The organism is Candidatus Thiodiazotropha sp. AKAK3 (genome assembly GCF_058244645.1).
Genome location: NZ_JBSYOQ010000049.1, coordinates 24,840 through 51,046, shown reverse-complemented (window position 1 = coordinate 51,046; position 26,207 = coordinate 24,840). Strand labels below are relative to the sequence as shown.

Below are 26,207 nucleotides of genomic sequence, written 5' to 3'. Positions count from 1 at the left end.
ATCTCCTGGTTTCCATAGAAAGAAACCAGGAGTAGCTGAATTGATATTGGGGATTATTCGGATTTTGCTTCGAGTGCATCCAGGAAGCGTTCGGCATCGAGTGCGGCCTGGCAGCCGGTACCCGCAGAGGTGATAGCCTGGCGATAGACGTGATCCATGACGTCACCAGCAGCATAGATACCTGAGATGGAGGTCTCTGTGGCATTGCCTTCAAGACCACCAGCAACCTTCAAATAACCATTGTTCATTTCCAACTGACCTTCAAACAGAGCGGTGTTCGGACTATGGCCAATCGCGATAAAAACCCCTTGCAAGTCGATCTCTTTGGTAGAGTCATCTTTGACATTTTTTATTCTCATCCCTGTGACCCCTGATTGATCACCCAACACTTCATCGAGTACATGATCCCATTCGATGGTTACATTGGCTTCTTCAGCTTTTTTCTTCAGGTGATCTGAAAGGATCTTCTCAGAACGGAACTGATCTCGACGATGTACCACCACCACTTCAGAGGCAATATTGGATAGATAGAGGGCTTCTTCCACAGCTGTATTACCGCCGCCAATTACTGCTACCTTTTGTTTTTTATAGAAAAAACCATCGCAGGTAGCACAAGCAGACACGCCGCGACCACGGAAAGCCTGCTCCGATTCGAGGCCAAGATATTTTGCTGATGCGCCTGTGCAGATGATCAAAGCGTCACAGGTATAGACAGCTTGATCACCTGTCAGGCGGAATGGGCGCTGGCCCAATTCCGCTTTATTTATATGGTCAAAAATGATTTCAGTATTAAAACGCTCAGCGTGTTGACGCATACGCTCCATGAGATCTGGACCCTGAACCCCTTCGTTGTCGCCAGGCCAGTTGTCAACCTCAGTTGTGGTCATTAATTGTCCACCCTGTTCCATGCCTGTGACCAGAACAGGCTCCAGGTTGGCACGTGCGGCGTAGACTGCTGCCGTATAGCCGGCAGGGCCTGAACCGAGGATCAAGAGGCGGCAATGCTTGGTTTCGCTCATGTATACTTACTCCACTCGGAATGTGCCCGGTTATTAAGGGGCAGACCATGAAAATTTCTGAGACTTGAGGAACTTAGAGTCATGAAATCGGTGACCCGCGTTCAAGTCTTAAATAAAGAATGCGGGAATACTACGGAATCATACCCCCTGGGTAAAGAATCACCATGAGATTTAGCCTATGAAAATTGGTATCCCAACAGAAATTAAACCCCTGGAGGGGCGAGTCGGTCTGGTGCCTGATGCCTGTTCAGAGCTTGTAGGTGCTGGCCATGAGGTGATTCTGCAAAGTGGTGCAGGGGTGGCAAGTGGCTATCCGGATCAGGCTTACATTAATGGTGGTGCGACGATTGTCGAAGGTGCCTCAGAGATTTACCACCATGCGGAACTGGTGGTCAAAGTCAAAGAGCCCTATGGCGATGAGCCCGAAATGCTTAGAGCGGGGCAGCTACTGTTCTGTTTTTTGCATCTTGCCGCAGATGAATCCTTGACCCGACGGTTGCTGGAATCAGGGGTTACCGGGATCGCATTTGAAACAGTGGAAGAGGGGGGAGGTCTGCCTATTTTAGCACCAATGAGTGATATTGCCGGACGTCTTGCAGTGCAAAATGGTACAACACTGTTACATCACCAACATGGCGGCAAGGGGCTGTTGCTTGGTGGTCTACCTGCTGCGGAACCAGGACATGTGGTGATTCTCGGTGGTGGTCAGGCCGGAGGCAATGCCGCAGCTTTGGCGGCAGCGATGGGGGCCAGGGTGACCGTATTCGATCGTCTGCGTGAGCGCATGGGTGTGCTACGGGAGATGGGGAAAAATGTGACAACCCTATATCCTTATAAGGATGCGGTGAGTGAGGCAGTGGCGAGCGCTGACCTTTTAATTGGTGCAGTTTTGATTCCAGGAGCAAAAGCGCCGAAAGTCATTAGTCGAGATCAGATCACGACAATGGAGCCTGGTAGTGTGGTGGTGGATATCTCAGTCGATCAGGGTGGATGTATTGAGACAACACGACCAACAACTTATGAAAATCCGATATATACAGTTGAAGGTGTCACCCACTTCTGCGTTACTAACATGCCAGGGGCTGTCCCGAGAAGTGCCAGCCAGGCACTGTCAGCATCGATGATGCCCTATTTGAACAGGCTGGTGATGGCTGATTGGCGAAAAGATTCCCGATTGGCTGCTGCTGTTAACCTCGAAGATGGAGAGTTGGTCCATCCAGTATTACGTGAACAATACCTCTGAAATCAGAGTAACAATTATATGTAACTATATAATTTAGAAAAGATAATTGTTATTATCACAATATATTTCACAGCTTGGGATCAACACCGCTGAGTTAGATCCCAGAGTACAGTATATTTTCCAGGAGATTGTTTCAGAAACGACCCGAGAGGGTACTCCTGAAGGTTGAGACGAAACTATGGCGACACAGGCGAAGAGCCAACAAACACCTGCACAAAGTGCCTTTCAAACTCATGTCAGTCATGCCATGAGAGAGGGTGTCATGTGGAGTCTGTTCTGCCTCAGTGGTTACCTGCTGCTTTCGTTATTTAGCTATTCCCCCCTCGATCCAGGTTGGTCTTATACCGGGTCAGAGTCCAAGGTCATTAATTCAGGTGGCCCTGCTGGTGCATGGTTTGCAGATGTATTTCTATACCTGTTTGGCATTTTTGCCTATCTGTTTCCTATTATGCTCAGCTGGAGTGCAGTGTTGGTCTTCCGTCGTCGCAATCCCGATGATTCAGTGAATATGAATCTGGTATTGGTGCGCTGGTTGGGATTTTTCATAACCCTGGCATCCGGTTGTGCTTTGGCCGCACTGCATACGAACCACCTGGTGAATCATCTACCAACAGGTACAGGTGGCGCACTTGGAACCCTGCTTGGTGGACATTTTGAGGCTGCTTTCAGCCGTTCAGGCAGCAGCTTGTTGATGCTGGCGTTGTTTCTCAGTGGATTTACTCTTTTTACCGGGGTCTCCTGGTTCACAGTTATGGATTTTCTCGGAGGGCTGGTGCTGAGGGTTACCCACAAACTCCAAAGTGTCACATTAGCCTGGAAAGAGCGTCATGCAGCGAAACAGGCTAGACAAGAGCGTGTTGATCTGATCAAAAAAGAGCAAAAAAAGGATAAATCACGCAAGCAATTAAGAATTGAGCCGGTTATCAATGCGCCCAAGCCCAGTGAGCGGGTTGAAAAAGAGCGGCAGGTTCCATTGTTTGAGGCAGATCCCAATAGCGAACTCCCTCCCTTGGCGTTGCTTGATCCAGCTAAACAGACCGTACAGGCCTATTCACAGGAAGCACTCCAGGCAATGTCGCGTCAGGTAGAGTTGAAGTTTGCTGATTTTGATATTGAGGTCCAGGTGGTTGCAGTTCATCCCGGACCGGTAGTCACACTGTATGAAATATCACTGGCAGCGGGCACCAAGGTCAGCAAAATAAGCGGTTTATCCAAAGATCTTGCTCGCGCCCTCTCAACGGTTGCTGTGCGTGTCGTTGAAGTGATACCGGGTAAGTCAGTGATCGGGCTCGAGATACCGAATGAATATCGCGAAATGGTCTTTCTCAGTGAAGTATTGCAGTCTGAGACTTATGAGCAGTCTAAGTCACCGCTCACCTTGGCATTGGGTAAGGATATTTCTGGCAATCCCATGTGTGCCGATCTTGGGAAAATGCCCCATGCCCTGATAGCAGGAACCACCGGTTCCGGTAAGTCAGTTGCAATCAATGCCATGATTCTCAGTTTGCTTTATAAGGCAAAGCCAGACGAAGTGCGCATGATCATGGTCGATCCGAAGATGCTGGAGCTTTCGGTTTATGAGGGGATTCCCCATCTATTGACCCCGGTAGTCACCGATATGCAGGAGGCGGCAAATGCCTTGCGCTGGTGTGTTGGAGAGATGGAGCGTCGATATCGACTAATGGCCAGTCTCGGAGTAAGAAATATTACTGGCTATAATCGTAAGGTGAAAGATGCGATCAAAAAAGGCGAGCCGATAAAAGATCCTCTATTTCAGCCGGAGCCTACAGAGATTATTGAAGCGATGGCCCATCCCACTCTGGAACCTCTCCCGTACATTGTGGTCATTATCGACGAGCTTGCCGATATGATGATGATGGCGAGAAAGAAGGTGGAGGAGTTAATTGCAAGATTGGCGCAAAAGGCCAGGGCCTCAGGTATTCACCTGATATTGGCTACACAGCGCCCTTCGGTTGATGTGATAACCGGTCTGATCAAAGCAAACATACCTACCAGAATCGCCTTCCAGGTCTCATCGAGGGTTGATTCTCGGACGATACTCGATCAGATGGGTGCAGAGCATCTGCTTGGTCATGGTGACATGCTCTACATGGGGACAGGCAGTAACATACCTCAGCGTATGCATGGTGCCTTTGTCGATGACAATGAAGTGCATCGGGTGGTGAAGCATCTGAAGGCGGCTGGACAACCCGATTATCTGGAAGAGATTCTGCAAGAAGCAACGGAGTCAGTTCCCGGTTTTCCCGCAGAAAGTGGAGACACTGAAAACTCAGATCCTCTTTATGACGAGGCTGTCCAGATTGTGACCGAAACACGTAGGGCGTCGATATCCGGTGTACAGCGTCGACTGAAAATTGGTTATAACCGTGCGGCCCGAATGATTGAAGAGATGGAACGCACTGGTGTTGTCGGTCCTGCAGAAAACAATGGCACCCGCACAGTATTGGCTCCGCCACCGCCAAAAGATTGAGTCTATTAAGACGGAGTAATTAATGAGGATGCGCCTGAGTGCATTGCTACTGATTGTTGTCACCTGTTTCTCCCAACCGATCTGGGCAGGCAAAGGTATTCAGCAACTTGAAACTTTCTTACAGGATCTGATAACTCTGAAGGCAGACTTTCGTCAGACTCTTCAACAACCGGACTATGATCAGGTATTCGGCAGTAATGGTGTGTTTTATCTAAAACGACCTGGACAGTTGCGCTGGGAGTATCAGACACCCAGCCAACAGTTGATCGTTGCCGATGGAGATCGAGTCTGGTTGCACGATGTTGAATTGGAACAGGTCTCCCATCGTAGCCAGGATGCGGTTCTGAAAGGTACGCCAGCTCAATTGTTAAGCGATCTCGGGCCGATTAGCCAACATTTTAATATCAATGAGCTTGGTGATGAAGGTGACCTGACCTGGCTTGAACTGATTCCTAAAGATAAAGAGGCACAGTTTTCCAGTGTCCGTTTGGCCCTCAATGGCAATAGTCTTGAGCGTATGGAGATGTTTGATAATTTCGGACAGGTGACACGATTCTTTTTCGATAACATGCTTAGAAACCCTGAGTTGAGTGACTCCTTGTTTGAATTTGAGCCACCCCCGCTTATCGACCTGATCGGCGATCTATGAGCAGCCAGGATCTCTTTGCCCAAGCAGAGGGTGGGGAGTTTCGTCCACTGGCGGACCGTATGCGTCCTCGCAGTCTGGCGGCATTTGTTGGCCAGAATCACGTTATATCTGAAAACAAACCGCTACGACTCGCAATAGAGGAAGATCGCCTGCACTCTATGATTTTCTGGGGACCTCCAGGCACAGGCAAAACAACATTGGCAGGGTTGATTGCCGACCATTCAGGTGCACATTTTCTAAGTCTTTCTGCGGTATTGTCCGGTGTAAAAGAGATTCGTGCTGCTGTAGAGCAGGCGAGATTGATCAAGCAGCAGGAACAACGTCCCACTGTACTGTTTATCGATGAAGTACACCGTTTTAACAAATCCCAGCAAGATGCCTTTTTGCCACATGTTGAAAACGGTACTGTGGTATTTATTGGTGCGACTACAGAGAACCCCTCCTTTGAATTGAATAACGCACTGCTCTCCAGGGCACGTACTTATGTACTTAAAGCCTTATCCATAAATGAGATTGAAGAGATTATTGATCAGGCTCTGCAGGATAAACAGCAAGGGCTAGGCGAGAGGGCGCTCACGATTGACAGCCAAGCCAGAAAGCTGATTGCCGATGCAGCAGATGGTGATGCCAGGCGCGCCTTGAATCTGCTTGAGATTGCTGCGGATTTAACCGAAACAGAAGAGATTGGAGAGGAGGTCGTTGCAGAGGTGGCCAGTGGAACTCTGCGACGATTCGATAAAGGGGGAGAGGCTTTCTATGATCAGATATCTGCTTTGCATAAATCGGTCAGAGGTTCTGCACCCGACGCTGCACTATATTGGCTGGCACGGATGATAGATGGTGGCTGTGATCCCCTCTATGTCGCTCGTCGAGTAGTCAGAATGGCATCTGAGGATATCGGTAACGCCGATCCAAGAGCCTTACAATTAGCGCTGAATGGTTGGGATGTTCAGCAACGACTTGGTAGCCCGGAAGGTGAACTGGCAATTGCCCAGGCGGTAGCCTATATGGCCTGTGCACCAAAGAGTAATGCGGTCTACATGGCGTGGAAGGCAGCACAGGCCGATGCGAAAACATCAGGATCTCTTGAAGTACCCCTGGCGCTGCGTAATGCACCGACCAAGCTAATGAAGACACTGGATTACGGTAAAGCCTATCGGTATGCCCACGATGAACCCCATGCCTATGCTGCAGGAGAGAACTATATGCCAGAGGCACTGGAAGGCCGTCAATATTACTATCCAGTGGATCGGGGTATGGAGATCAAGATCGGTGAAAAACTTGAGTTTCTGCGAAAGTTGGATTTAGACGCAAGTAAGGATTAATCGTACTTCTAGTGCTCTCCAAATGGTAAAAACAGGTGAAAGGAAAGATAAAAAAGTCCGGGAGAAAAAGGGAGCCTCAGCACAACAGGGAGAGTATTGTAGATCGGATGTGTTGCGCTTGTTCACCCGACGGCTCTATTTCAAATAGAAGTCAATAAATATTGCACATTGGTAGGGTGGGGCCATGCCCCACCAAAAGCCCAAAAGCCTCATATTAGCCCGATTATTATTCTGTTTGTAAATCCAAGGTAGCCCATTCTTACCTCGGATTCTGCTTATCCATCCAGATTATGTATTCTCCAATCAATGAGAAATAAAGTAGGAATAGCACTCTTGTCGTAAAATTATTTCTGCAGGCTCATCTAATGAGTCACTGGATTTGGTAGTGTATAACCTAAAGCCATAACCTGACATGTAAGAGTTCATTCAATCTGTATTTATTAATAGATGAATAAGGTGGGGTTTATTCAACAGGGAGTAGCGACGGGGTGGAACAGACTAAGCAATATTTCAAATATTGGGGTAAGGCTTCGAGAGAAGATGATAGCTACCATTTGTTGCCTTATCATTGTTTGGATGTGGCGGCATAAGTTGGATGGTGCTGCCTTGGTAAGCATCGTGGATATTGAAAAACAGTTGACGTTAAATTTTCGCAAGGGAAGCAAGCCGGGAAAAATTCAACCTTATGCTTTCAAGGGTGTTTTGCATGTGAAGAATCCATCTGCTTTTAAGTCATTATTACAGCAAGGTATCGGCCCGACCAAAGCATTCGGTTGCGGAATGCTGTCACTGGCTGCTGTTTGATATGAATATTTCTCAAGGAGGAGTAATGAAACCAAAACTTCAGGTTCTAGACCAGGATATTGCCACAGATACTAAAAACAGTTTTGAATATATCTGTATTACTGATATTGCAAAATATAAACATTCTGAGAGAGCGGGTGTCATCATCGGGAATTGGTTGAGAAACCGTAACACTATTGAATTTCTTGGTATTTGGGGAAAACTCAATAACCCGGATTTTAAAGTCATCGAATTCGATGACTTTAGAAAACAGGCAGGTCTGAACAGTTTTACTCTGACACCCAAGCAATGGATCGAAAAAACAGCCGCATGTTGCCCTGTTTGGTATCACAGCAAAGCAGTGGCGGGATGCAAATCCTAAACTTAAAGGCAACATGCGTGATCATGCCAACGTGCATCAGTTGGTGTGTCTGGCCAACCTGGAATCCATGAACGCTCATTTCATTGAGGAGGGTTTGAGTCAGTCGGAGCGGGTGGTTAGTCTGAATAGACGGGCAATCAGTCAAATGAAGATACTGGTTGAGAATAGAACAACTCCCCGGCTGGGGATGGAAGAGTAATGTATGGCCTTTATGCCGTGTCATTTGTTTACGATATTGCCGACCTTTTTAAATTCGATACAGTGGTTCCGTTTGCTTTTAAGATTGCTGCGCATAGCCCAACCAATCCCGATAAGATGGTTCGGCATGCTTGTCGAGATATCTTTCGTGAAACCCGGCTGTTGAAGAAGCTGATTCCATCGATTGAAGAAGTGCTGTCAGCTGGTGGTATGGCTGCTGGATATTCGCGCGGGGGTTTATATTGGTGATGTTTCGAAAAGGGTTCGGGAAACACTATGGCAATATATGGAAGTGGATGTAGAAGATGGCAACATTGTCATGGCCTGGGCGACAAATACCGAATCCGGGTTTGATTTCCAGACCATGGGTAAGAATCGACGGATACCAGTTGAAATGGATGGCTTGCGTTTGGTGTCATTTCTGCCAATAGAGGAGTAGCTCGTTCTTTAACATTTTGGATACATTATAGGGGGTGGTCCCCTGTATTTTATACCTGGTGCCTTGGTAGAATATTTTGTGCCAAAAATTCCTCGGTGGCATAACTACTTACGTTAAGAATGTTCCCCTCAGGTGTGGGGATGAACCGCGATGAGTTTAGAGTACCAAATGATATTTGAGGTGTTCCCCACAGGTGTGGGGATGAACCCTTTTTGGTGGGGCATGGCCCCACCCTACGATAGTGTTCCCTTCAGACATGGGGATAAATTGGAGCGCTTACAGATGATGGAATAGGGTAGAAGTAATGTAGACTGGATAAGCGCAATGCCATCGGGTTTCTTTTGGTGATTGTCAAATGGCGCTGCACTTATTCGATCTATGATTTTGCTTGGTGTATGAACCAGTACTTTTCAGAATTCTTTTGGCCTGCTTCACAATCAACGCATAAAATCGAGTAGACCACCACTTCCCTTGTTCGCCTCGATATACTCTGCAACTTCATCATGATTACCCCGTTTTGCAAGATCAGTAGCGCTCTCCCGCCTCAGGTTCAGGTGATGGGCATTGGCTTTCATCTCGAGTAAACGTTTGACTACTGCTAGATGGCCTTCCTCGGCAGCTAACATTAGCGCGCTGTTTCCCGCATTATTTCGATGCTCCATGTGTTCGGAGTAACGCAAAAGAATATTCAATGTCTTCAGGGACCCACTTCTTGCTGCTAACATCAACGCGGTGTTTCCATTTTCACTTAAACGGTCGATGTATTGCACCTGCTTCACCAGAACTTCAACCAGATCTGCATGGCCAAAAGCAGCAGCTCGCATCATCGGGGTCAATCCATCCTTAGCCTGTAGACTGACCTTTGCACCCTTATTCAGTAGAAGATGAAAAATATCTTTATTGCCAACGTCGATGGCGTGATAGAGCGGTGTTCGTCCTTTGTTGTCTGCTTGATCGGGAGAGGCTCCCTCGGTAAGCAGTAGCTTGACGATTTCTGGTTGCTCTTTTAGGACGGCCAGGATAAGCGCTGTGATGCCATCATCAGTGGCTTTGGATAACTGGGCATTCTGCTCAATCAGCAGCTTGGCAAGTTGAAGGTTTTGATGTTCGATCGCTAAATGAAGTGGGGTTACACCATGCTTGGCTGATACATTCACCTTTGCACCATGCCCAATCAATTGGGTAACAACTTTTATGTTGTTTTCACGGCTGGCTATCAATAAAGGGGTAGGGCTGCCTGGTGCTGCCAGGTTAGTCTCTGCACCTTGTTCAAGCAGGCGGGTAATAACTTCTTCATGTCCCTGCCAAACGGATCGACTTAAGGGTGACAAGCCCTCAGAATCCAAGGTATCAATCTCTTCACCTTGTTTGAGTAGAGCTTCAACCAAGGGTAACTGGCCTCTCCAGGCAGCGAGATGCAGTGTGCTCCAACCTGCGAATGGATTCTTCTCATCGTCAGGATTACTCATCGTGGGCATTATAGAGGCGCTGATTTTGGCAAGATCCGGGAAGTCTGAGGTCTTATTGCGTGTCTGGGTAGCGATACCACCTGCAGCCTTCAGTTTTCTGGCAACAGCTTTGTAGTTTCTCAGTTGAGCGACATCCAATGAAGTTTGTTTCTTGCGATTCTTCGCATTGACCTTGGCGCCAGCTCGAAGCAATTCATTGACAACCTTGAGATGTTTTCTGCCAGCAGCAATCAATAATGCCGTATTCTCATTGGCATCCAGGGTCTCCAGTTTGGCCCCAGCTTTGATTAAACTGTTTACTATCTTTGCATATCCAAGACCTGATGCAGAATGGAGTGGTGTGTCACCCAGACTATCACTGGTATTTGGATTTGCACCAGCAGCGAGTAAAACCTCCACCGCATCTGTGCGTCCGTTGATAGAGGCTTCATGAAGTGCGCTACGGCTGTACTCATCCCGGGTGTCAGGAGAGATCCCGGAGGAGAGTATGCGTTTTAAAGTCTCAGTTTTTCCTGCAGCTGCTGCTCGATTCAAAAATGCGGCTGCCTGCTCTTCGCTCAATCCAGTGACGGGAGATGAGGTTGCGAGATGCTCAATCTTCTTTTTGGCGAGTCGATGACCTTGAATTGCTGCTTTGTCATACCACTCATTTGCCAGATCAGTATTGGCTTTTACACCCCAGCCATTTTCATACATGGTTCCTGTTGTGTACTGTGCTTCGATATGGTCTTGGTTGGCTGCCTTTAAATACCATTGAAGTGCCTGGGCATAGTCCTTTTCAACACCACGTCCGCCACGATAGAGTCCGCCAAGAGCAAATTGAGCCTCTGCATCGCCTTGCTCAGCCAGTTGTTTATAGATATCTGCAGCAGATTTAAAATCCCTGACACGGATGGCTGCTTCCGCTTCATCATGTTCAACAGATGATGCTGGAAAAGGTATGATCAATACAGATGTAACCAGACTCAGTACCAGTGCCACTCTTCTGATGACTCTATTAGATCTAGGCTGTTCCATGTTTGGTTTCCACATTAATGCCGGTCTCTTTGAGAAAGCCAGTTGGCAAGATGCCGCCAGCACAGATAATGGCAGCGTCGTTAGGAATTTCAATCTTCTCTCCACCTTTGTCGATGGTGACTTTGTCTTCAGTGAATCCTGTGACATTGGTACTTAGAAGCAGATTGATTTTTCCAGTACTGGCCGCTTGATCCACCTTTTCCCGATTTTTCTTCTTGGCTCGGCTAAAAGCGCCGCTGCGATAGGATAGGGTAACCGTTGTACCATCTTCATCAGCAATACTGGTTGCAGCTTCAAGGGCGCTGTCACCTCCACCTACGATCAGTACATGCTGGTTCTTATACTGTTCTGGATCGATCAGGCGATAAGTGACTTTACTCAACTCTTCTCCTGGTACCCCCAACTTTCTTGGTGTGCCACGTCTGCCGATAGTCAGCAGTACGGCTTGGGTATGGTAGGTGTCCTTACTTGTTTTGACATCATAACCACCTTTTTCATTGGCGGTGATCTTTTCCACCCGTTCATGATAACTGATCTCTACACCTGTTTTCTTCTCGACATCCTGCCAGAATTCGAGCAGTTTCTCCTTGGTTGTTTCAGTAAATTTAACCTCACCGACGAAGGGTAGCTTCACCGGAGCTGTCATAACCAACTTACCTCTGGGGAACTGGAAGACTGTACCGCCCAGGGACTCCTGTTCGACGGTCTTATACTTTATTTTCTTCTCCATGGCTCTCAATGAGGCACAAAAACCAGCCGGACCTGCTCCGACTATGACTAAATCAACTGGAGCAGCATCCTCTTTTTTCAGCGTCTCAATGATATGATCCATCGCCTTGTAACCCTGCTCAATGGCGTTTCTGATCAAACCCATACCGCCTAATTCTCCAGCTATGAATATTCCTGGCATGCTGGTTTCGAAATTAGGTTGTAGTACAGGTATATCAACACCTCTTCTCTCTGTGCCGAATACCAGGGTAATTGCATCGAAGGGGCAGGCGGTTTTACAGGCACCATGGCCGATGCAGTTGGTTGGGGCGATCAGTTCCGCTTTGTTGTCAATCAATCCCAATACAGGGTGGTTCGCTTGTTCTGGGCAGGCTTTCACGCAAGTACCGCAGCCCATGCATTTCGCTGGATCAATCAACGGATGAAGAGAGGCCGGTTCAGTCAGACCAGCCTCAAACTCTTCTGTTTTGAGCTCAAGATTTTTTTTACTTTTCCGTTTGCTATGCGCAATGTATATAGCCCATACCAAAAGTATGGGTATCAGGTAGATGAGGTAAAAATCTAAGCTGTACTGCATTACTAAATCGCTTCTCGATGGGTTAAAAAGTGATGCCTTTCACAGTTTCTGGGAATTTCAGCCTAAATTGTACACACATATTTCAATCCCTGAGGTTTCTGCCGAAAACATAATTGTATCTGAAGTTGGTTTTTGTGAAGTTCTTCATGGATGGGAAATTTGTCCCAATATATCATAGGGGCGTGGTGTGGAGATAATGCTGATTACAGTTCTCATTCTCAATAAAAATAGTTAATAAAACTTAAATATTTGAAATTAATACCAATATGATAGGTGATGTCGATGGAAACTGCAGCTCTTACAAATAGTGTCAATGAGACACCATTGGATAGCTTTTTCTCCGCGTGGCAACGTAGAGCAGGCCTGATTACAACCCTGGGCTTTACTCTGTTTTCCCTGTTGTTGCTCTATATGGGGTGGCTTAACCATACACAAGCCGTATGGACTGCTGAGTCTGGCTGGGGCTATTGGCTCGGTATCGTAGGCGGTAGCATGATGTTGTTACTACTGCTCTATCCGATGCGTAAGCGACTTCATTTCATGTCCAAATGGCTAACAGTCAAGTTCTGGTTCAGATTACATATGGTTTTTGGTGTCATGGGCCCTGTCTTGATCATGATGCACTCCAGTTTCCATATTGGTTCAATGAATGGTCAGGTTGCGCTCTACAGTATGCTGATTGTGGCAATAAGCGGGTTGTTTGGCCGTTATTTTTACACCCGAATCCATTACGGTTTGTATGGTAAAAAAGCGACTTTCGCCTCCTTGCACGCTGATTCAGAAATATTGAAGAAGAAATTAGGGCGTCTCTTCGAACTGCAGCCCAAGGCTCACGAGCTGATGAAACAGTATGAAAAAGATGTGATGAGTGCACCGTCTGGAACATTCAGCAGTGCCAGACACTGGCTGAAAATGCGCTATACATCAGCCAGACTCTATCCCACAGTAATGCGTTCCCTGAACAAGAAGCTTTTGGCTGCAGGTCATAGAAAGGGGTGGAGTAAGGCAAAAGTCCGCCGCAAACAGCTGCGCATTAGAAATATGTTATTAACTCATCGCTCTATTCTTCGTCAGGTTCAGGAGCTACATTTCTATGAAAGGCTTTTTGCGATCTGGCATCTACTGCATATGCCCCTGTTCATCATGATGGTGATTACCGGTTTTGTGCATGTCTATGCTGTGCATGCCTACTAATCACTAAGCAAGCGGTTCCCAGTAAATTCGTTATGTACCGATTTGGCTGTCAAGTCACTTGCCTGCTGTTACTGATATTCGTAGCGATATCTCAAAGTCATGCAGGAAAATTAGATCTTTTGTTGATGCCGGGCCCGGTAATCGAAGGTCATGCCGAGTTTGAAGAGAAATGCGAAAGCTGTCATGAAACCCTGAAGAAGGCCGACCAGGTTGAACGCTGTCTCTCATGTCACGACCATGAGGATATTGCTAAGGATGTCGAGCAGGGCACTGGGTTACATGGCAAACTCGAAAAAAAGCGATCGTCTAACTGTAAGCAGTGCCACACGGAGCATGAGGGCAGAGACAGAGATATTATCAATCTTGATACGGAATCATTTGATCACAAACAGACTGATTTCGAGCTTCGTGGAAGACATCAAGTGCTGGCCTGTCAACTCTGTCATACCGAGGACCTGAAAAAATATAGTCAAGCTTCATCAATCTGTTTCGATTGTCACGAATCAGACGATACGCATCACGGTAAGCTTGGTGAAGAGTGCGATAAGTGCCATAACGAAAAAGGCTGGAAAAAGCAGGATTTTGATCATGACCTCGATACGGACTATCCATTAACCGGTAAACATATTGATCTCGACTGCAAACTCTGTCATGCCGATGATCACTACAAGAATACACCTAAGGAGTGTATTGGTTGTCACTTGATCAATGACAGACACAATGGTCGCTACGGTAAGGTATGTGCCAAATGTCATGGTACGGAAGAGTGGAAGGAGCTGACTTTTGATCACCGAGCCGATACGGAGTTTGCTCTGGAGGGTCGCCATAAAGATGTCCCTTGCGACACCTGCCACACACGTGGCCCCTTCGAAAAGAAACCTTCAAAGAGTTGCTTTGCTTGTCATGAGAAAGATGATGACCACAAGGGACGTAATGGTAAGAAATGTCAGGACTGTCATCGTGCTTCCAGCTGGACTAAAGTTAAATTCGATCATGGAAAAGATGCCGAATTCGAACTCAATGGAAAGCACAAAGATCTAAGCTGCCATGCTTGTCATCGAGCGGCAGCTATGGATGACCTAAAGGATGCTGATTGTATTACCTGTCATCGGGCGATAGATATGCATAAAGGTGATCTGGGTGAGGATTGCGGTTACTGTCACAATGAAAAGGGCTGGACTGAAAAGCTCTTTTTTGAACATGACATTACACGCTTCCCACTGATAGGGATTCATAGTGTTACCGCCTGTGAGTCCTGTCATCTCAACGCGGTGTTTCCTGAGACAGAGATCGACTGCCTGTCCTGCCATGAAAAAGATGACACCCATGAAGGAAAAATGGGTGATCTGTGTGGTGATTGTCATAACCCCAACGCCTGGATGTTGTGGACCTTCGATCACGACGAACAGACAGAATTTCCACTGGATGGAAAACACGGTGAGGTCTTTTGTCATGCCTGTCATCGTGCCGATTTGAATGAGCATAAGCAATCGGCAAATCACTGTTACGGCTGTCATCGAGGAGATGATATACATCGCGGTGGCTTTGGACGCCATTGTGATCGTTGCCATACAACTGAAACTTTCGAAAACCCGGAAATTCGCTGATTTAGACTGAACGGAAGATCATATGACGACGTTGCTAAAAAATAGAATACTGTTACAGCAGGCCTATTGGCTCATCGCCTTATTGTTTAGCTTGTCGTTTGCCCCTGCTCTCCAGGCTGAGACCACCGAGTTTGACCATTTTTCCACCGGTTTCCCTCTGACTGGGGAACATCGCATTGTGGAGTGCGACCAGTGTCACCTCAATGCACAGTTTGAGGGTACGCCCGTGATGTGTGATGGCTGTCATAATGACGCCGCAGCTGCAGGTAAACCCATCGATCACATCCGTAGTGATGACCGTTGTGATGACTGCCATACCACAGTTGGGTGGCATGTAGCGCGATTCGATCATGGCACGATCAGTAGTGGTTGTTTCTCCTGTCATAACGGAAGTGCCGCACAAGGTAAGGGCAGTGACCATATCAGTTCGGCCAATACCTGTGAGTTTTGTCATACCACATTCAGCTGGGGGAGAGTCGGCCGCGTCGATCACTCTGCTGTGACAGGCACCTGTGAAAGCTGCCACAACGGCAACATTGCCACAGGTAAACACTCAATCCACATTGCTACTGAAGAACCTTGTGATACCTGCCATATAACCAACAGCTGGTTATTGGTCTTTTTCGACCACTCCAATGTCGATAGCGGTAGCTGCGAAACCTGCCATAACGGGATTAGTGCAACTGGAAAATCTTCAAACCATATACTTACCAATGAGGCTTGTGATCTCTGCCACTCGACAAACAGCTGGCAAGTAAATAATTTCTCCCATGCCGGCATACGTGGCGATTGCGAGAGTTGTCACAACGGTATCAGTGCCATCGGCAAACCCGTTGGTCACCTGACAACCAGTGAGCCCTGTGAGATTTGCCATACTTCCACCAACTCATGGCTGGTGGTTAACTTCGTACATGGAGAAGAGGCCTTCGGTCGCTGTTCCAGTTGTCACGATGGCGTGACACAGCCCGGTAAGGATGCTGACCACGTACTGACAACTGCACAATGTGACACCTGCCATACATCAACAGAAGACTGGTCAATTGTCGGTTTTGATCATAGTGAGGTTGTCCCAGGAACCTGCGCATCCTGTCACGACGGGGTGCAGGCGCCAGGTAAGCATGACACTCATATCGTAACCAATGAATCCTGTGATGTGTGCCACGCCACCACTGCAAACTGGCATGTTATCAGTTTCAGTCATGAGAGCTTTCAAAGTGCTGGCGTCTGTTCGAGCTGTCACGATGGTACCAGCGCAACCGGCAAGCATGCTCAGCATATACAGACCAATGATCAGTGCGATGTATGTCATGTCTCTACAGATAATTGGTTGAATACCAGTTTTGATCACAGCAACGTCGATGCTGCCGGTAGATGCTCTACCTGCCATAACGGAACGACTGCGACAGGTATGCACGCGACTCATATAGAGACCGCGGAGCAGTGCGATACCTGTCATGACTCGACCGATTCCTGGTCCAATGTCAGTTTTGATCATGGATCTATCGAGACGGCCGGTGTCTGTTCAACCTGTCACAATGGGGTTCGTGCAACAGGTAAACACAACAACCATCTGCAGACCAACGCTGAGTGTGATACCTGCCATACAGTAGGCGCCTGGAATGTTAATAATTTTTCCCATGAGGGCATTACTGGGGATTGTGAATCCTGCCACAACGGTGTGATAGCCACAGGCAAACATGGCAATCATATTCTTACAACCTCATCCTGTGAGGCTTGCCACTCCACAACAGACTGGGGCCTGACCGGGTTCACCCATGAAGGGGTTTCCGGAACCTGTGAGTCCTGCCATAACGGCAATGTGGCGACAGGTAAGCACGACAACCACATTCCTACCACGGCATCCTGTGATAATTGCCATAACACCAATGGCTGGTCACTTAGCAGTTTCGATCATCAAGGGGTTACCGGTAGCTGTCAGTCCTGTCATGACGGGGACAGGGCTACAGGCAAACATGATGCACATGTCGCAACCACCGCATCCTGTGAGGGGTGTCATACCTCAACCACCAGCTGGACAGAGATAACCTTCAACCATGCAATCGTCACCGGTACCTGCGCCAGCTGTCACGATGGTGTGACTGCTACCGGTAAATCTGCGGATCATGTTGTGACTGATGCCGCCTGTGACAATTGCCATATCTCCAACGAAACCTGGACCGCAGTGCGCTTTGATCATACCGGTATCACCAGTGGCTGTGAGAGCTGCCACAATAATGTCGATGCAATCGGTAAACCAGATACGCACATTCCCACAACAGAACCCTGTGAGAACTGCCATAACACCATTACCTGGAGTACCGGCCGTTTCGATCATGCTGGTGTGGCGGGCGCCTGTTCAAGTTGCCATGACGGCGTGGTTGCAACAGGTATGAGTGCAACACATATTCCCACTACTGCCCAGTGCGATAGCTGTCATACTTCGACTATCGACTGGACGTTGATCAACTTCAACCATGACAACATAGCTGCCAGTGGTAATTGCTCCAATTGCCATGACGGTACCACGGCTACAGGTAAGCATGCACAACATATCCAAACGACAGCGCAATGTGATAACTGCCACCTCTCTACCATCAATTGGCAGGATACAAGTTTTGATCATAGTGGGGTGACAACATCCGGTGTCTGCTCTACCTGTCATGACGGCACTACGGCCACCGGAAAGCATAACAATCACATAACTACCAACGAGCAGTGCGATATCTGCCACTCGTCAACGACCTCCTGGTTACGGGTCAATTTTGATCACAGCGCTGTACCGACAGCAGGGGTCTGTTCAAGTTGTCATAATGGTGTGCGGGCCACGGGTAAACATGCCGGACATCTACAGACTAGTGCCCAATGTGATACCTGCCATACGGTTAACGGATGGCTGATATCGAACTTTGACCATGCGGGAATAACCGATAACTGTGAATCCTGCCATGACGGCACCACAGCGACCGGCAAGCATGCTGCCCATATCACAACCAGTCAGCCTTGCGAAGATTGTCACACGCCCAACAACTGGAGAGTGACCACTTTCAACCATGCTGGTGTTACAACCGCCTGCCATCTCTGTCATAACGGCGATATTGCAACAGGCAAGTCTCCCTCCCATGTGTTGACCAATGCCACCTGTGATACCTGCCATACCACCAACAATTGGAATATTACCAATTTCAATCATGATGGAGTTACAGGTAGTTGTCAGTCCTGTCATGATGGGGTCAGGGCGACAGGTAAACATGCTGCCCATGTGGCCACCACTGCATCTTGCGAGGCTTGCCACACCTCAACCAACAACTGGTTGACGATCAATTTTGATCACGCAGTGGTTACCGGTACCTGTGCCAGCTGTCATGACGGTAATACGGCGACTGGTAAACCGGTTGACCATGTTCAGACCAATGCGGCCTGCGATAACTGTCATATATCGAATACAACCTGGCTCAACATCAGGTTTGATCACACCGGTATCGTCTCTGGTTGTGAAAGTTGCCACAATAATGTGGATGCCATTGGCAAACCTGTAAACCACATTCCCACCAATGAACCTTGTGAGAATTGCCACACTACCGTGACCTGGGCAACGGGAACATTTGACCATGCTGGCGTTTCGGGCACCTGTTCAAGTTGTCATAACGGCTCAATTGCCACCGGCAAGCATGCTGCCCATATCGCAACTAATGGCCAGTGTGACAGTTGTCATACCTCAACCAACAACTGGACTTCGGTTCGTTTTGATCACAGCACGGTTACAGGTAGCTGTCAGAGTTGTCACAATGGTTCGGTAGCAACAGGTAAGTCAGCCAGTCATGTTGCAACTACTGCTGCTTGCGACGTCTGCCATACCTCCCAGACTACCTGGACAGCAGTGAATTTTGACCACTCTGTAGTTACGGGTAGCTGTTCAAGTTGTCATAACGGCACCACTGCCACTGGAAAACCGGGTAACCATATACAGACCAATTCTGAGTGCGATGCCTGTCATACCTCTCAAACCAACTGGCTGTCGGTGCGTTTTGATCACACCAATGCGGCAGGTAACTGTTCTAACTGCCACGATGGAATTACTGCAACCGGAAAGGATGTTGGGCATGTTCCCACAACTGCCCAGTGTGATGATTGCCATCTCTCCACTTCGAACTGGTTGAATGTACGCTTCACACATGGAAATGTGGCTGGAACTTGTTCAACTTGCCACAATGGCGTTACCGCGACTGGCAAACATACCAACCATATCCAGACTTCGGGGCAGTGTGATACCTGCCACAACTCAACGACGGACTGGGCAAATGTTGATTTCAACCACGGCAGTATAGTTACAGGTTGTTCAAGCTGTCATAACGGCACATTGGCAACGGGTAAACCGGGTAATCACATTCCGACGACAGCCGAGTGTAATACCTGCCACACCTCAACCAACAACTGGCTGAGCGTAACCTTCAGCCATAGCAATGTGGCGGGCACTTGTTCAACTTGTCACAACGGCACGATTGCAACCGGTAAGTCTGCCAGTCATGTGTCGACAACGGCTCAGTGTGATAACTGTCATACCTCCACCTCTAACTGGACCAGTGTCAACTTTGACCACTCCAGTGTGAGTGGTGCCTGTAATAGCTGCCACAACGGTACCATTGCAACAGGTGTACCCAACGGGCATTTCTCAACCACGCAGCAGTGTGATGTATGCCATACCACAAATGGTTGGGTGCCTGTAATCAGCTATCGTCATAGTTCCGGCAATTATCCAGGCGATCATCGGGCGAATCTCTCTTGTAATGATTGTCACACTACAAACAGTGAATCAGTCCCCTGGCCATTCCCAACCTATGCCCGAACCTGTGCAGGTTGTCATGCGAATGACTATGAGCAAGGAGAGGGGCCGCACAGCAATCTCAGTAATGATCGAAATTGTGCAGGTAGCCGATGCCACAGTGTTTCAGACCGAAATTGGGATTAGCAGTTATAGAGGTGGCACTGTTTGTTTGATCCTCCCACTGTTAAACGGGTAGTCTAACCAAACAACCGCCATGGAATTCCTAGTGAATTCCATGGCGGTTGTTTGTTGGTTCTTCATCACTTTGGTTGATTCACTGGTGCCAGTTCGCCAAGTATTGAGACTTAATTAAAGGAAGCTGATGTTGTTTATCCTGGTTAGAGACAAGCAAGAATCAGGAAATGGCATAAACTATAGAGTCACTATTCATCAGGTAATTTAAGAGTGCAGCTTAATATTCAATCTAGAACCTACCCTTGGCTTCTGTTAGTACTGCTGATGCTGTCGGCTGGGCAACTCTCTGCTGCCACAAGGGTGCTGGATCGTATTGAAATAGAGACAGAAGAGGGTGGTAACGTCATCTTGGTGCATTTCAATGTGCCTGTTCGATATGTCTCTCATCTGATCAATGAGGCAAACAGTGAGCTGGGTGTTCAGGTCAGAGTGGGGCAGACCATAGATGATGAGGTTGGCGCGACAACTCCTGATGAGCTGGAGCTGGAGTTTACACAGGAAGATCAGCTGACTTGGAGTCCATCAGCAGCTGTGCCTCTTGATAAGATAGTCTTTCAAGGCAATCGGCTAGGTACTTCAGCGCTATTGGTCTCATTTGCCACTCCGGTTCATGATGTCAAAATCCGCCAAGGAAGAGACTTCTATACGATGGAGTTTATTCTGCCTGCGAAGTCACGCAAAACCTCAGGGTTTGGTCAGGCCAAGCTGAAAACCCTTGAGAGCAAAGTGCCGGAAATGAAGGCACCGTTCAGCTTTAAATCATTGCCACTGGTTATCTATGTGATTAACCTGGGTGTTCAGCCCGACCCTGTGGATTATGGGGAAATACCACCCGTACCAGTTGGAAAAAAGCAACTGCTCTACAGTACTAAGTTTGATCTGGAAGGTACGCCACAATACCGCCTTAGATTGGGTTTCTTTCGTACCAAGGAAGAGGCCAGTGAACAGTTGGCAAAGGTAAAAGGCTTCTATCCAGATGCCTGGATCGATACAGCGGACATCGTGGAGCGGCGCCAGGCCTTTTTTGAAAGGGGCTTGGATCCCTCATTTGATGGCCAGGTACTGGAAGAGCCAGAGTTGGTTGATGTCGATCCCCGCTTAACCCAAATGATGGAGATGATCCGGCGTACCATCACCGCTGGTGAGTATGCCAAGGCCGTGCGCCTCTTAGAGGCTTTGCTGGAAGAGCCGGATAATATCTATACCCAGGAATCCCTGGAGCTACTTGGATTATCCCGCGAGCGAAATGGGCAGATTGCCCATGCCAAAGGGGAATATCGCCTCTATCTGGAAAAGTATCCTGAGGGTGAGGATGCTGAGCGGGTAATGCAGCGGCTATTGGGTCTTGAGACTGCTCCCCAGAGACCCAAGAAGTCACTGCGTAAAAAGCCCAGGCCGGGAGAGCCGGGTAGTGAAGAGGATGAGAATAAGGCGGTTTGGGATGTCTATGGGAGTTTTTCTCAAAATTATCGTCGAGACAAGATAGACAGCCCCTTTGTGGAAGATGAGGACAGCATCTCCAGATCTGAAATAGAGAGCTTTGCAGATTTCAATGCCCGTCGTCGTAGTGAAGACTACGATATGCGCATGAAGGTTACAGGCAGCTATATCTATGATCTGCTGGATGATGGTGAAAACGATACAACACTCAGTGATGCCTACATCGATGTGGAGCATCTGGAGTCACGAACGCATGCAAAATTCGGCCGCCAGAGATTAAGATCCAGCGGTATTCTGAATCGATTTGATGGTCTTGTGCTGGGCTATGAGTTGACTCCGGATATCAACCTCAGGGCGACTGTCGGGCTTCCTGTAGAGCGCTCGCGGGATACTTTTCTGCATGAGCACAAACAGTTTGCAGGAATCAGCGGCGATATCGCGAGTATTTTCGAAAACTGGGATATGAGCCTGTTCCTTGTTGAACAACGGGCAGATGGTCTCGTTGATCGCAGAGCTATCGGCGGAGAGGTCAGATATTATGATCAAGACAAATCACTCTTCAGCTTGATCGATTACGATATCTTTCATAACGAGCTTGGAATCTTCATGGTTCAGAGCAACTGGCGTCTGGCCAACAAAACCAGCCTCTATCTGAATCTTGATTATCGCAATAGCCCTATCTTGATGACTTCAAATGCATTGAGTGGACAGTCTGATCCCAATACCTTTACACCGATCGAATCGATCGAGGAGTTACAAGACTTCTATAGTGATGATGAGATCTATGACCTGGCAAAAGACCGTACTGCAAAATCCACCAGTGTCTCCTTTGGCGCATCCCATCCTTTCTCGGATACGCTGCAATTGAGTGGTGATTTTACCGTCAGTAAGACCGGAGAGACGCCTGCCTCAGGTGGCGTGTTTGCCACTGAAGCAACCGATACGGAGCTCTTCTACTCCTTCCAGGTGATAAAAAATGACCTGCTGAAGCAGGGGGATATCGGCGTATTCACACTTAGATATTCAGACTCGACCTCTTCAGATACCTACCGTATTGGCGTTAGCAGTCGCTATCCAGTCACCAACAGTTGGAGAGTTAATCCACGTTTGGATTTCTCCTATCGTGAGAACAAAGAGAATGAGGCTACACGCCTCACTGTCAGCCCATTTATTCGCATGGACTACCGCTTCCGCAAAGATCTGACCTTCGAACTGGAAGGGGGGGTGAACTGGTTCGAGGAGGATGATGGATTGGAAGTGACAAACTTTACCGACTACTTCTTCTACGCTGGCTATCGTTGGGATTTTTAGCAGCAAAAGCGATTACGCTCAAAGGCCTCTGTTAGGCCTTTGAGTCTATCGGTATCAAAATAGAGAGCCTCAATGTGAGTCGAACAGTCCGATTTCAGACTCTATCCCCCGGATTCACTCTCAAATATTTTCCTGGTGCTAGCCAAATTTCTGCTAACAGTGGGTATAATCCCCTCTTTTGCAGAGACCCTGGGATTCTAGATTGTATCAACTACTCGCCATCGCCTCCGGCGGAGCAGCCGGAGCACTCTTCCGTTTCTGGGTATCCACTGGCGTATATAGTCTGCTTGGACGAGGTTTTCCATTCGGAACCCTGGCTGTAAATGTCCTTGGTTCTCTGGTGATGGGGTTTTTGTATGTTGTGTTTCTCGAACGAATGGTGGTTTCAGCTGAACTGCGAGCAGGACTGCTAATCGGTTTTCTGGGGGCGTTCACCACCTTTTCAACATTCTCCATCGAAACCTTAAACCTGCTGGAGCAGGCAGAACTGCTAAAGGCCGGTTTGAATATAGTGCTGAGTGTGGTGGCCTGTGTGTTGGCCTGCTGGATGGGACTGGTTTTAGGGAGACAGTTATGAAGCAGCTCGAAGTGACCATGGTAAGAGTCTATATCACCGAAGGTGACCACCAACTGCGGAAACTGCTCGACTTTCTTCACAATGAAGAGAAAGTCAGAGGCGTCACCGCTTTTCGTGGGATTGCCGGCTTTGGTCGTTCTGGTCGGGCTCATGAGGCATCACTGCTGGATATCTCCATGGACTTACCCTTGGTGGTAGAGTTCTTCGATTTACCGGAGCGGGTTGTAAAGGTGCTGCAGGATTTAAATCAATGGGTAGAGCCAGGTCACGTGGTGAGCTGGCCCGCACAAGTTAATATGGGTGAATGAGTAATGTTGGATCCGCGACTGATAAGAAATAATCTGGATGAGGTAGCTGAAAAACTACGTCGCCGTGGTTTTGAGCTGAATACACAGCAGATATCCGAACTAGAAGGGCGGCGCAAGCACCTTCAGGTAGAGTCGCAAGAGCTGCAGAACGAACGCAACAGCCGTTCAAAATCAATCGGCAAAGCGAAGGCGGCAGGTGAGGATATTCAACCGCTGCTTGAGCAAGTTGCAGAATTGGGTGATCGGCTCAAGGCAAGTCAGGAAGAGTTGAATGCCGTACAAGCCGAGCTTTCCGAGATCACGCTCGGTATACCCAACATTCCAGATGATTCCGTACCCGATGGTCGGGACGAAGCGGATAATCGTGAGGAGAGGCGTTGGGGTGAGCCTCGCCAGTTCGATTTTGAGCCTAAGGATCATGTGGATTTGGGTGATGGCAGCGGATTACTCGATTTTGAGGCTGCGGCCCGTATAACCGGCTCACGCTTTGCAGTCATGGCGGGTCCACTGGCGCGGATGCATCGGGCATTGATACAGTTGATGCTCGATACACACACGACTGAACATGGCTACACCGAGGCTTATGTGCCCTATATGGTCAACAGCGACAGTCTCCGAGGCACCGGGCAGCTGCCAAAATTCGAGGAAGACCTGTTCAAACTCTGTGGCGAGTCAGAGTACTACCTGATACCCACAGCGGAAGTGCCGGTGACAAATCTGATCAGGGATCAGATTATCGACGCCGACTATATGCCGCGCAAATGGGTGGCCCATACACCCTGTTTCCGCTCTGAAGCGGGCTCCTATGGAAAAGATACCCGTGGCATGATACGTCAGCATCAATTTGAGAAGGTTGAGCTGGTACAGGCAGTGCCTGCCAGTCAATCGTTTCAGGCATTGGAAGAGCTAACCGGACATGCCGAAGCGATTCTGCAAAAGCTGGCGCTGCCCTATCGAGTTGTAACCCTCTGTACCGGCGACATTGGCTTCTCCTCCACCAAAACATACGATATAGAGGTCTGGCTGCCGGGACAGAGCAAATACCGGGAGATATCCTCCTGTTCAAACTTTGTAGATTTCCAGGCCAGGCGTCTACAGGCCCGTTGGCGGAACCCTGAGACTGGAAAGCCAGAACTTGTGCATACCCTGAATGGCTCAGGTTTGGCCGTAGGCAGAACTCTGGTAGCCGTGATGGAGAACTACCAACAGGCTGACGGATCGATTCAGGTGCCGGAGGCACTGAAGCCTTATATGGGTGGAATTGAGAAACTATAGGAAGAGGCGAGGGAGCGGAGCAATTGATTCAGCTGGGAACGCTCCCTCAGCCTAATCTGTTAAAAAAGCCGAGGCTTGCTACACTCCTGAGCAATCAGGCCCCAGCTTGTGGATTGGCTGAGGATTACTGAACCTACCGCGCACCACACTAGACCATCATAATCAGCAGAGCAACAAATCCTACGACAGCAGCCAAAGGTAAAACTGCTGCCATCCAGTCCCCCTGTTTTGCTTTTGGGCTGTTTTTCAGCCAGTGTTTGGCTCTAGGCCAAATAAAAATAATCCATCCAATGATAAGGATGGCAGAAAAAATCTTCATCCAATCCATAATGATTCCCGCTTCATAAAAAACCCCGGCAATGCCGGGGTTTTCAGCTTATTGATAGAGGTAAATTAGTCGTCGCCACCCAGAGCACCAAGCAGGTGCAGCAGGCTGGTGAAAATGTTGAGAATGGCCAAGTACAGACTGACAGTCGCCATAATGTAGTTGGTCTGAGCACCATTTACCATCTGACTGGTTTCGAACAGGATATAACCGGACATCAACAGTATGACCGCTGCCGAAATAGCCAGGTGCAATCCAGGCATATCAAGGAACAGCCCCGCGAGGGAGGCCAACATGACAACCAGCATGCCGGCAAAGATGAAGCCGCCCATAAAGCTGAAATCACGTTTTGTAGAAAGCGCATAACCAGATAGACCAAGGAAAATAATGCCTGTTCCACCAAAAGCAGTGGCCACAATCTGGCCGCCATTCGCCAGAGCGATATAGTGGTTGAGCATTGGGCCAAGACCAAAACCCAGAAGACCGGTTACCCCGAAAACAACCAACAGACCAGCAGAGGAGTTCGCGTAACGTGGCAGAACGAACCACAGTATCACCAAGGCACCGAGAGAAGTACCAAGAGAGATCATGTGTGGTGGGTTGATAACCATGGAAACAACAGCCATCAGCGCACTCCAAACGAGTGTGGCAGATAGCAGCATATAAGTATTTTTTATCAGCTTATTGGTCGATAGAGTGGATTCCATCGATTGTGTTGCAGTGAAATCTAGACGATTCATTTTGTTCTCATCTCCTGATTTGATCCCTGAAATCAATCTTATTTATGAGACATTCATTGTCTCGGAATGTTCAGCACAGCATACCGTGCAGG

Annotated in this window: 20 protein-coding genes and 1 pseudogene; 16 read left to right on the top strand and 5 right to left on the bottom strand. The window is 48.3% G+C overall.

Annotation, left to right across the window (positions count from 1 at the left end):
- Nucleotides 1-53 precede the first annotated feature (53 nt).
- Nucleotides 54-1,019, bottom strand: coding sequence for a thioredoxin-disulfide reductase (gene trxB, locus AC4IE7_RS10030; RefSeq protein ID WP_490776697.1), 966 nt, complete (start codon nt 1,017-1,019; stop codon nt 54-56).
- A 178-nt stretch (nt 1,020-1,197) separates the two neighbouring features.
- Between trxB and ald the strand changes: the two genes are divergently transcribed.
- The 9 genes and pseudogenes from ald (at nt 1,198) to cas2e (ending at nt 8,529) form a co-directional block, all read left to right on the top strand.
- Nucleotides 1,198-2,262, top strand: coding sequence for an alanine dehydrogenase (ald, locus tag AC4IE7_RS10025; protein ID WP_490776696.1), 1,065 nt, complete (start codon nt 1,198-1,200; stop codon nt 2,260-2,262).
- Between the two features lie 178 nt (nt 2,263-2,440).
- Nucleotides 2,441-4,753: a DNA translocase FtsK gene (locus tag AC4IE7_RS10020; RefSeq protein ID WP_490776695.1), complete on the top strand. Its 2,313-nt coding sequence runs from the start codon at nt 2,441-2,443 to the stop codon at nt 4,751-4,753.
- Nucleotides 4,754-4,775: 22 nt separating this feature from the next.
- The gene (gene lolA, locus AC4IE7_RS10015; protein WP_490776694.1) at nt 4,776-5,402 is read left to right on the top strand and encodes an outer membrane lipoprotein periplasmic chaperone LolA; all 627 of its coding nucleotides are present in this window, start codon (nt 4,776-4,778) and stop codon (nt 5,400-5,402) included.
- Nucleotides 5,399-6,727, top strand: a complete 1,329-nt coding sequence (locus AC4IE7_RS10010) for a replication-associated recombination protein A (RefSeq protein WP_490776693.1) — start codon at nt 5,399-5,401, stop codon at nt 6,725-6,727. The genes lolA and AC4IE7_RS10010 overlap by 4 nt, the downstream gene beginning before the upstream one ends.
- A 447-nt stretch (nt 6,728-7,174) precedes the next feature.
- Complete coding sequence (gene cas6e, locus AC4IE7_RS10005; RefSeq protein ID WP_490776692.1) at nt 7,175-7,531, top strand: type I-E CRISPR-associated protein Cas6/Cse3/CasE; 357 nt, start codon at nt 7,175-7,177, stop codon at nt 7,529-7,531.
- 25 nt (nt 7,532-7,556) lie between these two features.
- Nucleotides 7,557-7,892 (top strand): KilA-N domain-containing protein, encoded by a 336-nt coding sequence (locus AC4IE7_RS10000; RefSeq protein WP_490776691.1) that lies wholly within the window; start codon nt 7,557-7,559, stop codon nt 7,890-7,892.
- Between the two features lie 13 nt (nt 7,893-7,905).
- Nucleotides 7,906-8,091, top strand: a complete 186-nt coding sequence (locus tag AC4IE7_RS09995; protein ID WP_490776690.1) for a hypothetical protein — start codon at nt 7,906-7,908, stop codon at nt 8,089-8,091.
- Between the two features lie 20 nt (nt 8,092-8,111).
- Nucleotides 8,112-8,303, top strand: a pseudogene (locus AC4IE7_RS09990) (type I-E CRISPR-associated endonuclease Cas1e); the annotation flags it as partial.
- Nucleotides 8,275-8,529, top strand: a complete 255-nt coding sequence (cas2e, locus tag AC4IE7_RS09985; protein WP_490776689.1) for a type I-E CRISPR-associated endoribonuclease Cas2e — start codon at nt 8,275-8,277, stop codon at nt 8,527-8,529. The pseudogene AC4IE7_RS09990 and the gene cas2e, both read left to right, overlap by 29 nt.
- A gap of 437 nt (nt 8,530-8,966) precedes the next feature.
- Here cas2e and AC4IE7_RS09980 read toward each other — a convergent pair whose 3' ends face one another.
- Together AC4IE7_RS09980 and AC4IE7_RS09975 are read right to left on the bottom strand one after the other, a co-directional pair.
- Nucleotides 8,967-11,015 carry an ankyrin repeat domain-containing protein gene (locus AC4IE7_RS09980; protein WP_490776688.1) on the bottom strand — a complete coding sequence of 683 codons (2,049 nt, stop codon included), beginning with the start codon at nt 11,013-11,015 and terminating at the stop codon, nt 8,967-8,969.
- Nucleotides 11,002-12,321, bottom strand: coding sequence for an NAD(P)-binding domain-containing protein (locus tag AC4IE7_RS09975; protein ID WP_490776687.1), 1,320 nt, complete (start codon nt 12,319-12,321; stop codon nt 11,002-11,004). The genes AC4IE7_RS09980 and AC4IE7_RS09975 overlap by 14 nt, the downstream gene beginning before the upstream one ends.
- Before the next feature lie 282 nt (nt 12,322-12,603).
- On the opposite strand from AC4IE7_RS09975, the gene AC4IE7_RS09970 reads away from it, so the two are divergent.
- The 7 genes from AC4IE7_RS09970 to serS all read left to right on the top strand — a co-directional run bounded on the left by AC4IE7_RS09970 (nt 12,604) and on the right by serS (nt 25,050).
- Entirely contained in the window at nt 12,604-13,515 is a 912-nt protein-coding gene (locus AC4IE7_RS09970) for a hypothetical protein (RefSeq protein ID WP_490776686.1), read from the top strand.
- Nucleotides 13,516-13,547: 32 nt separating this feature from the next.
- Complete coding sequence (locus tag AC4IE7_RS09965; RefSeq protein WP_490776685.1) at nt 13,548-15,122, top strand: cytochrome C; 1,575 nt, start codon at nt 13,548-13,550, stop codon at nt 15,120-15,122.
- 22 nt (nt 15,123-15,144) lie between these two features.
- Nucleotides 15,145-20,088 carry a hypothetical protein gene (locus AC4IE7_RS09960; RefSeq protein WP_490776684.1) on the top strand — a complete coding sequence of 1,648 codons (4,944 nt, stop codon included), beginning with the start codon at nt 15,145-15,147 and terminating at the stop codon, nt 20,086-20,088.
- A gap of 261 nt (nt 20,089-20,349) precedes the next feature.
- Complete coding sequence (locus tag AC4IE7_RS09955) at nt 20,350-22,890, top strand: hypothetical protein (protein WP_490776683.1); 2,541 nt, start codon at nt 20,350-20,352, stop codon at nt 22,888-22,890.
- A gap of 202 nt (nt 22,891-23,092) precedes the next feature.
- Complete coding sequence (gene crcB / locus AC4IE7_RS09950) at nt 23,093-23,467, top strand: fluoride efflux transporter CrcB (protein WP_490776682.1); 375 nt, start codon at nt 23,093-23,095, stop codon at nt 23,465-23,467.
- Nucleotides 23,464-23,775 (top strand): DUF190 domain-containing protein, encoded by a 312-nt coding sequence (locus AC4IE7_RS09945; RefSeq protein WP_490776681.1) that lies wholly within the window; start codon nt 23,464-23,466, stop codon nt 23,773-23,775. Before crcB ends, AC4IE7_RS09945 begins: the two co-directional genes overlap by 4 nt.
- Before the next feature lie 3 nt (nt 23,776-23,778).
- The gene (serS, locus tag AC4IE7_RS09940) at nt 23,779-25,050 is read left to right on the top strand and encodes a serine--tRNA ligase (RefSeq protein WP_490776680.1); all 1,272 of its coding nucleotides are present in this window, start codon (nt 23,779-23,781) and stop codon (nt 25,048-25,050) included.
- A gap of 148 nt (nt 25,051-25,198) precedes the next feature.
- Here the strand turns inward: serS and AC4IE7_RS09935 are convergent, their stop codons facing one another.
- Together AC4IE7_RS09935 and AC4IE7_RS09930 are read right to left on the bottom strand one after the other, a co-directional pair.
- Entirely contained in the window at nt 25,199-25,378 is a 180-nt protein-coding gene (locus AC4IE7_RS09935) for a hypothetical protein (protein ID WP_490776679.1), read from the bottom strand.
- A gap of 65 nt (nt 25,379-25,443) precedes the next feature.
- On the bottom strand, nt 25,444-26,115 hold the full coding sequence (locus AC4IE7_RS09930) for a Bax inhibitor-1/YccA family protein (protein ID WP_490776678.1): 672 nt from the start codon (nt 26,113-26,115) through the stop codon (nt 25,444-25,446).
- Nucleotides 26,116-26,207: the final 92 nt, after the last annotated feature.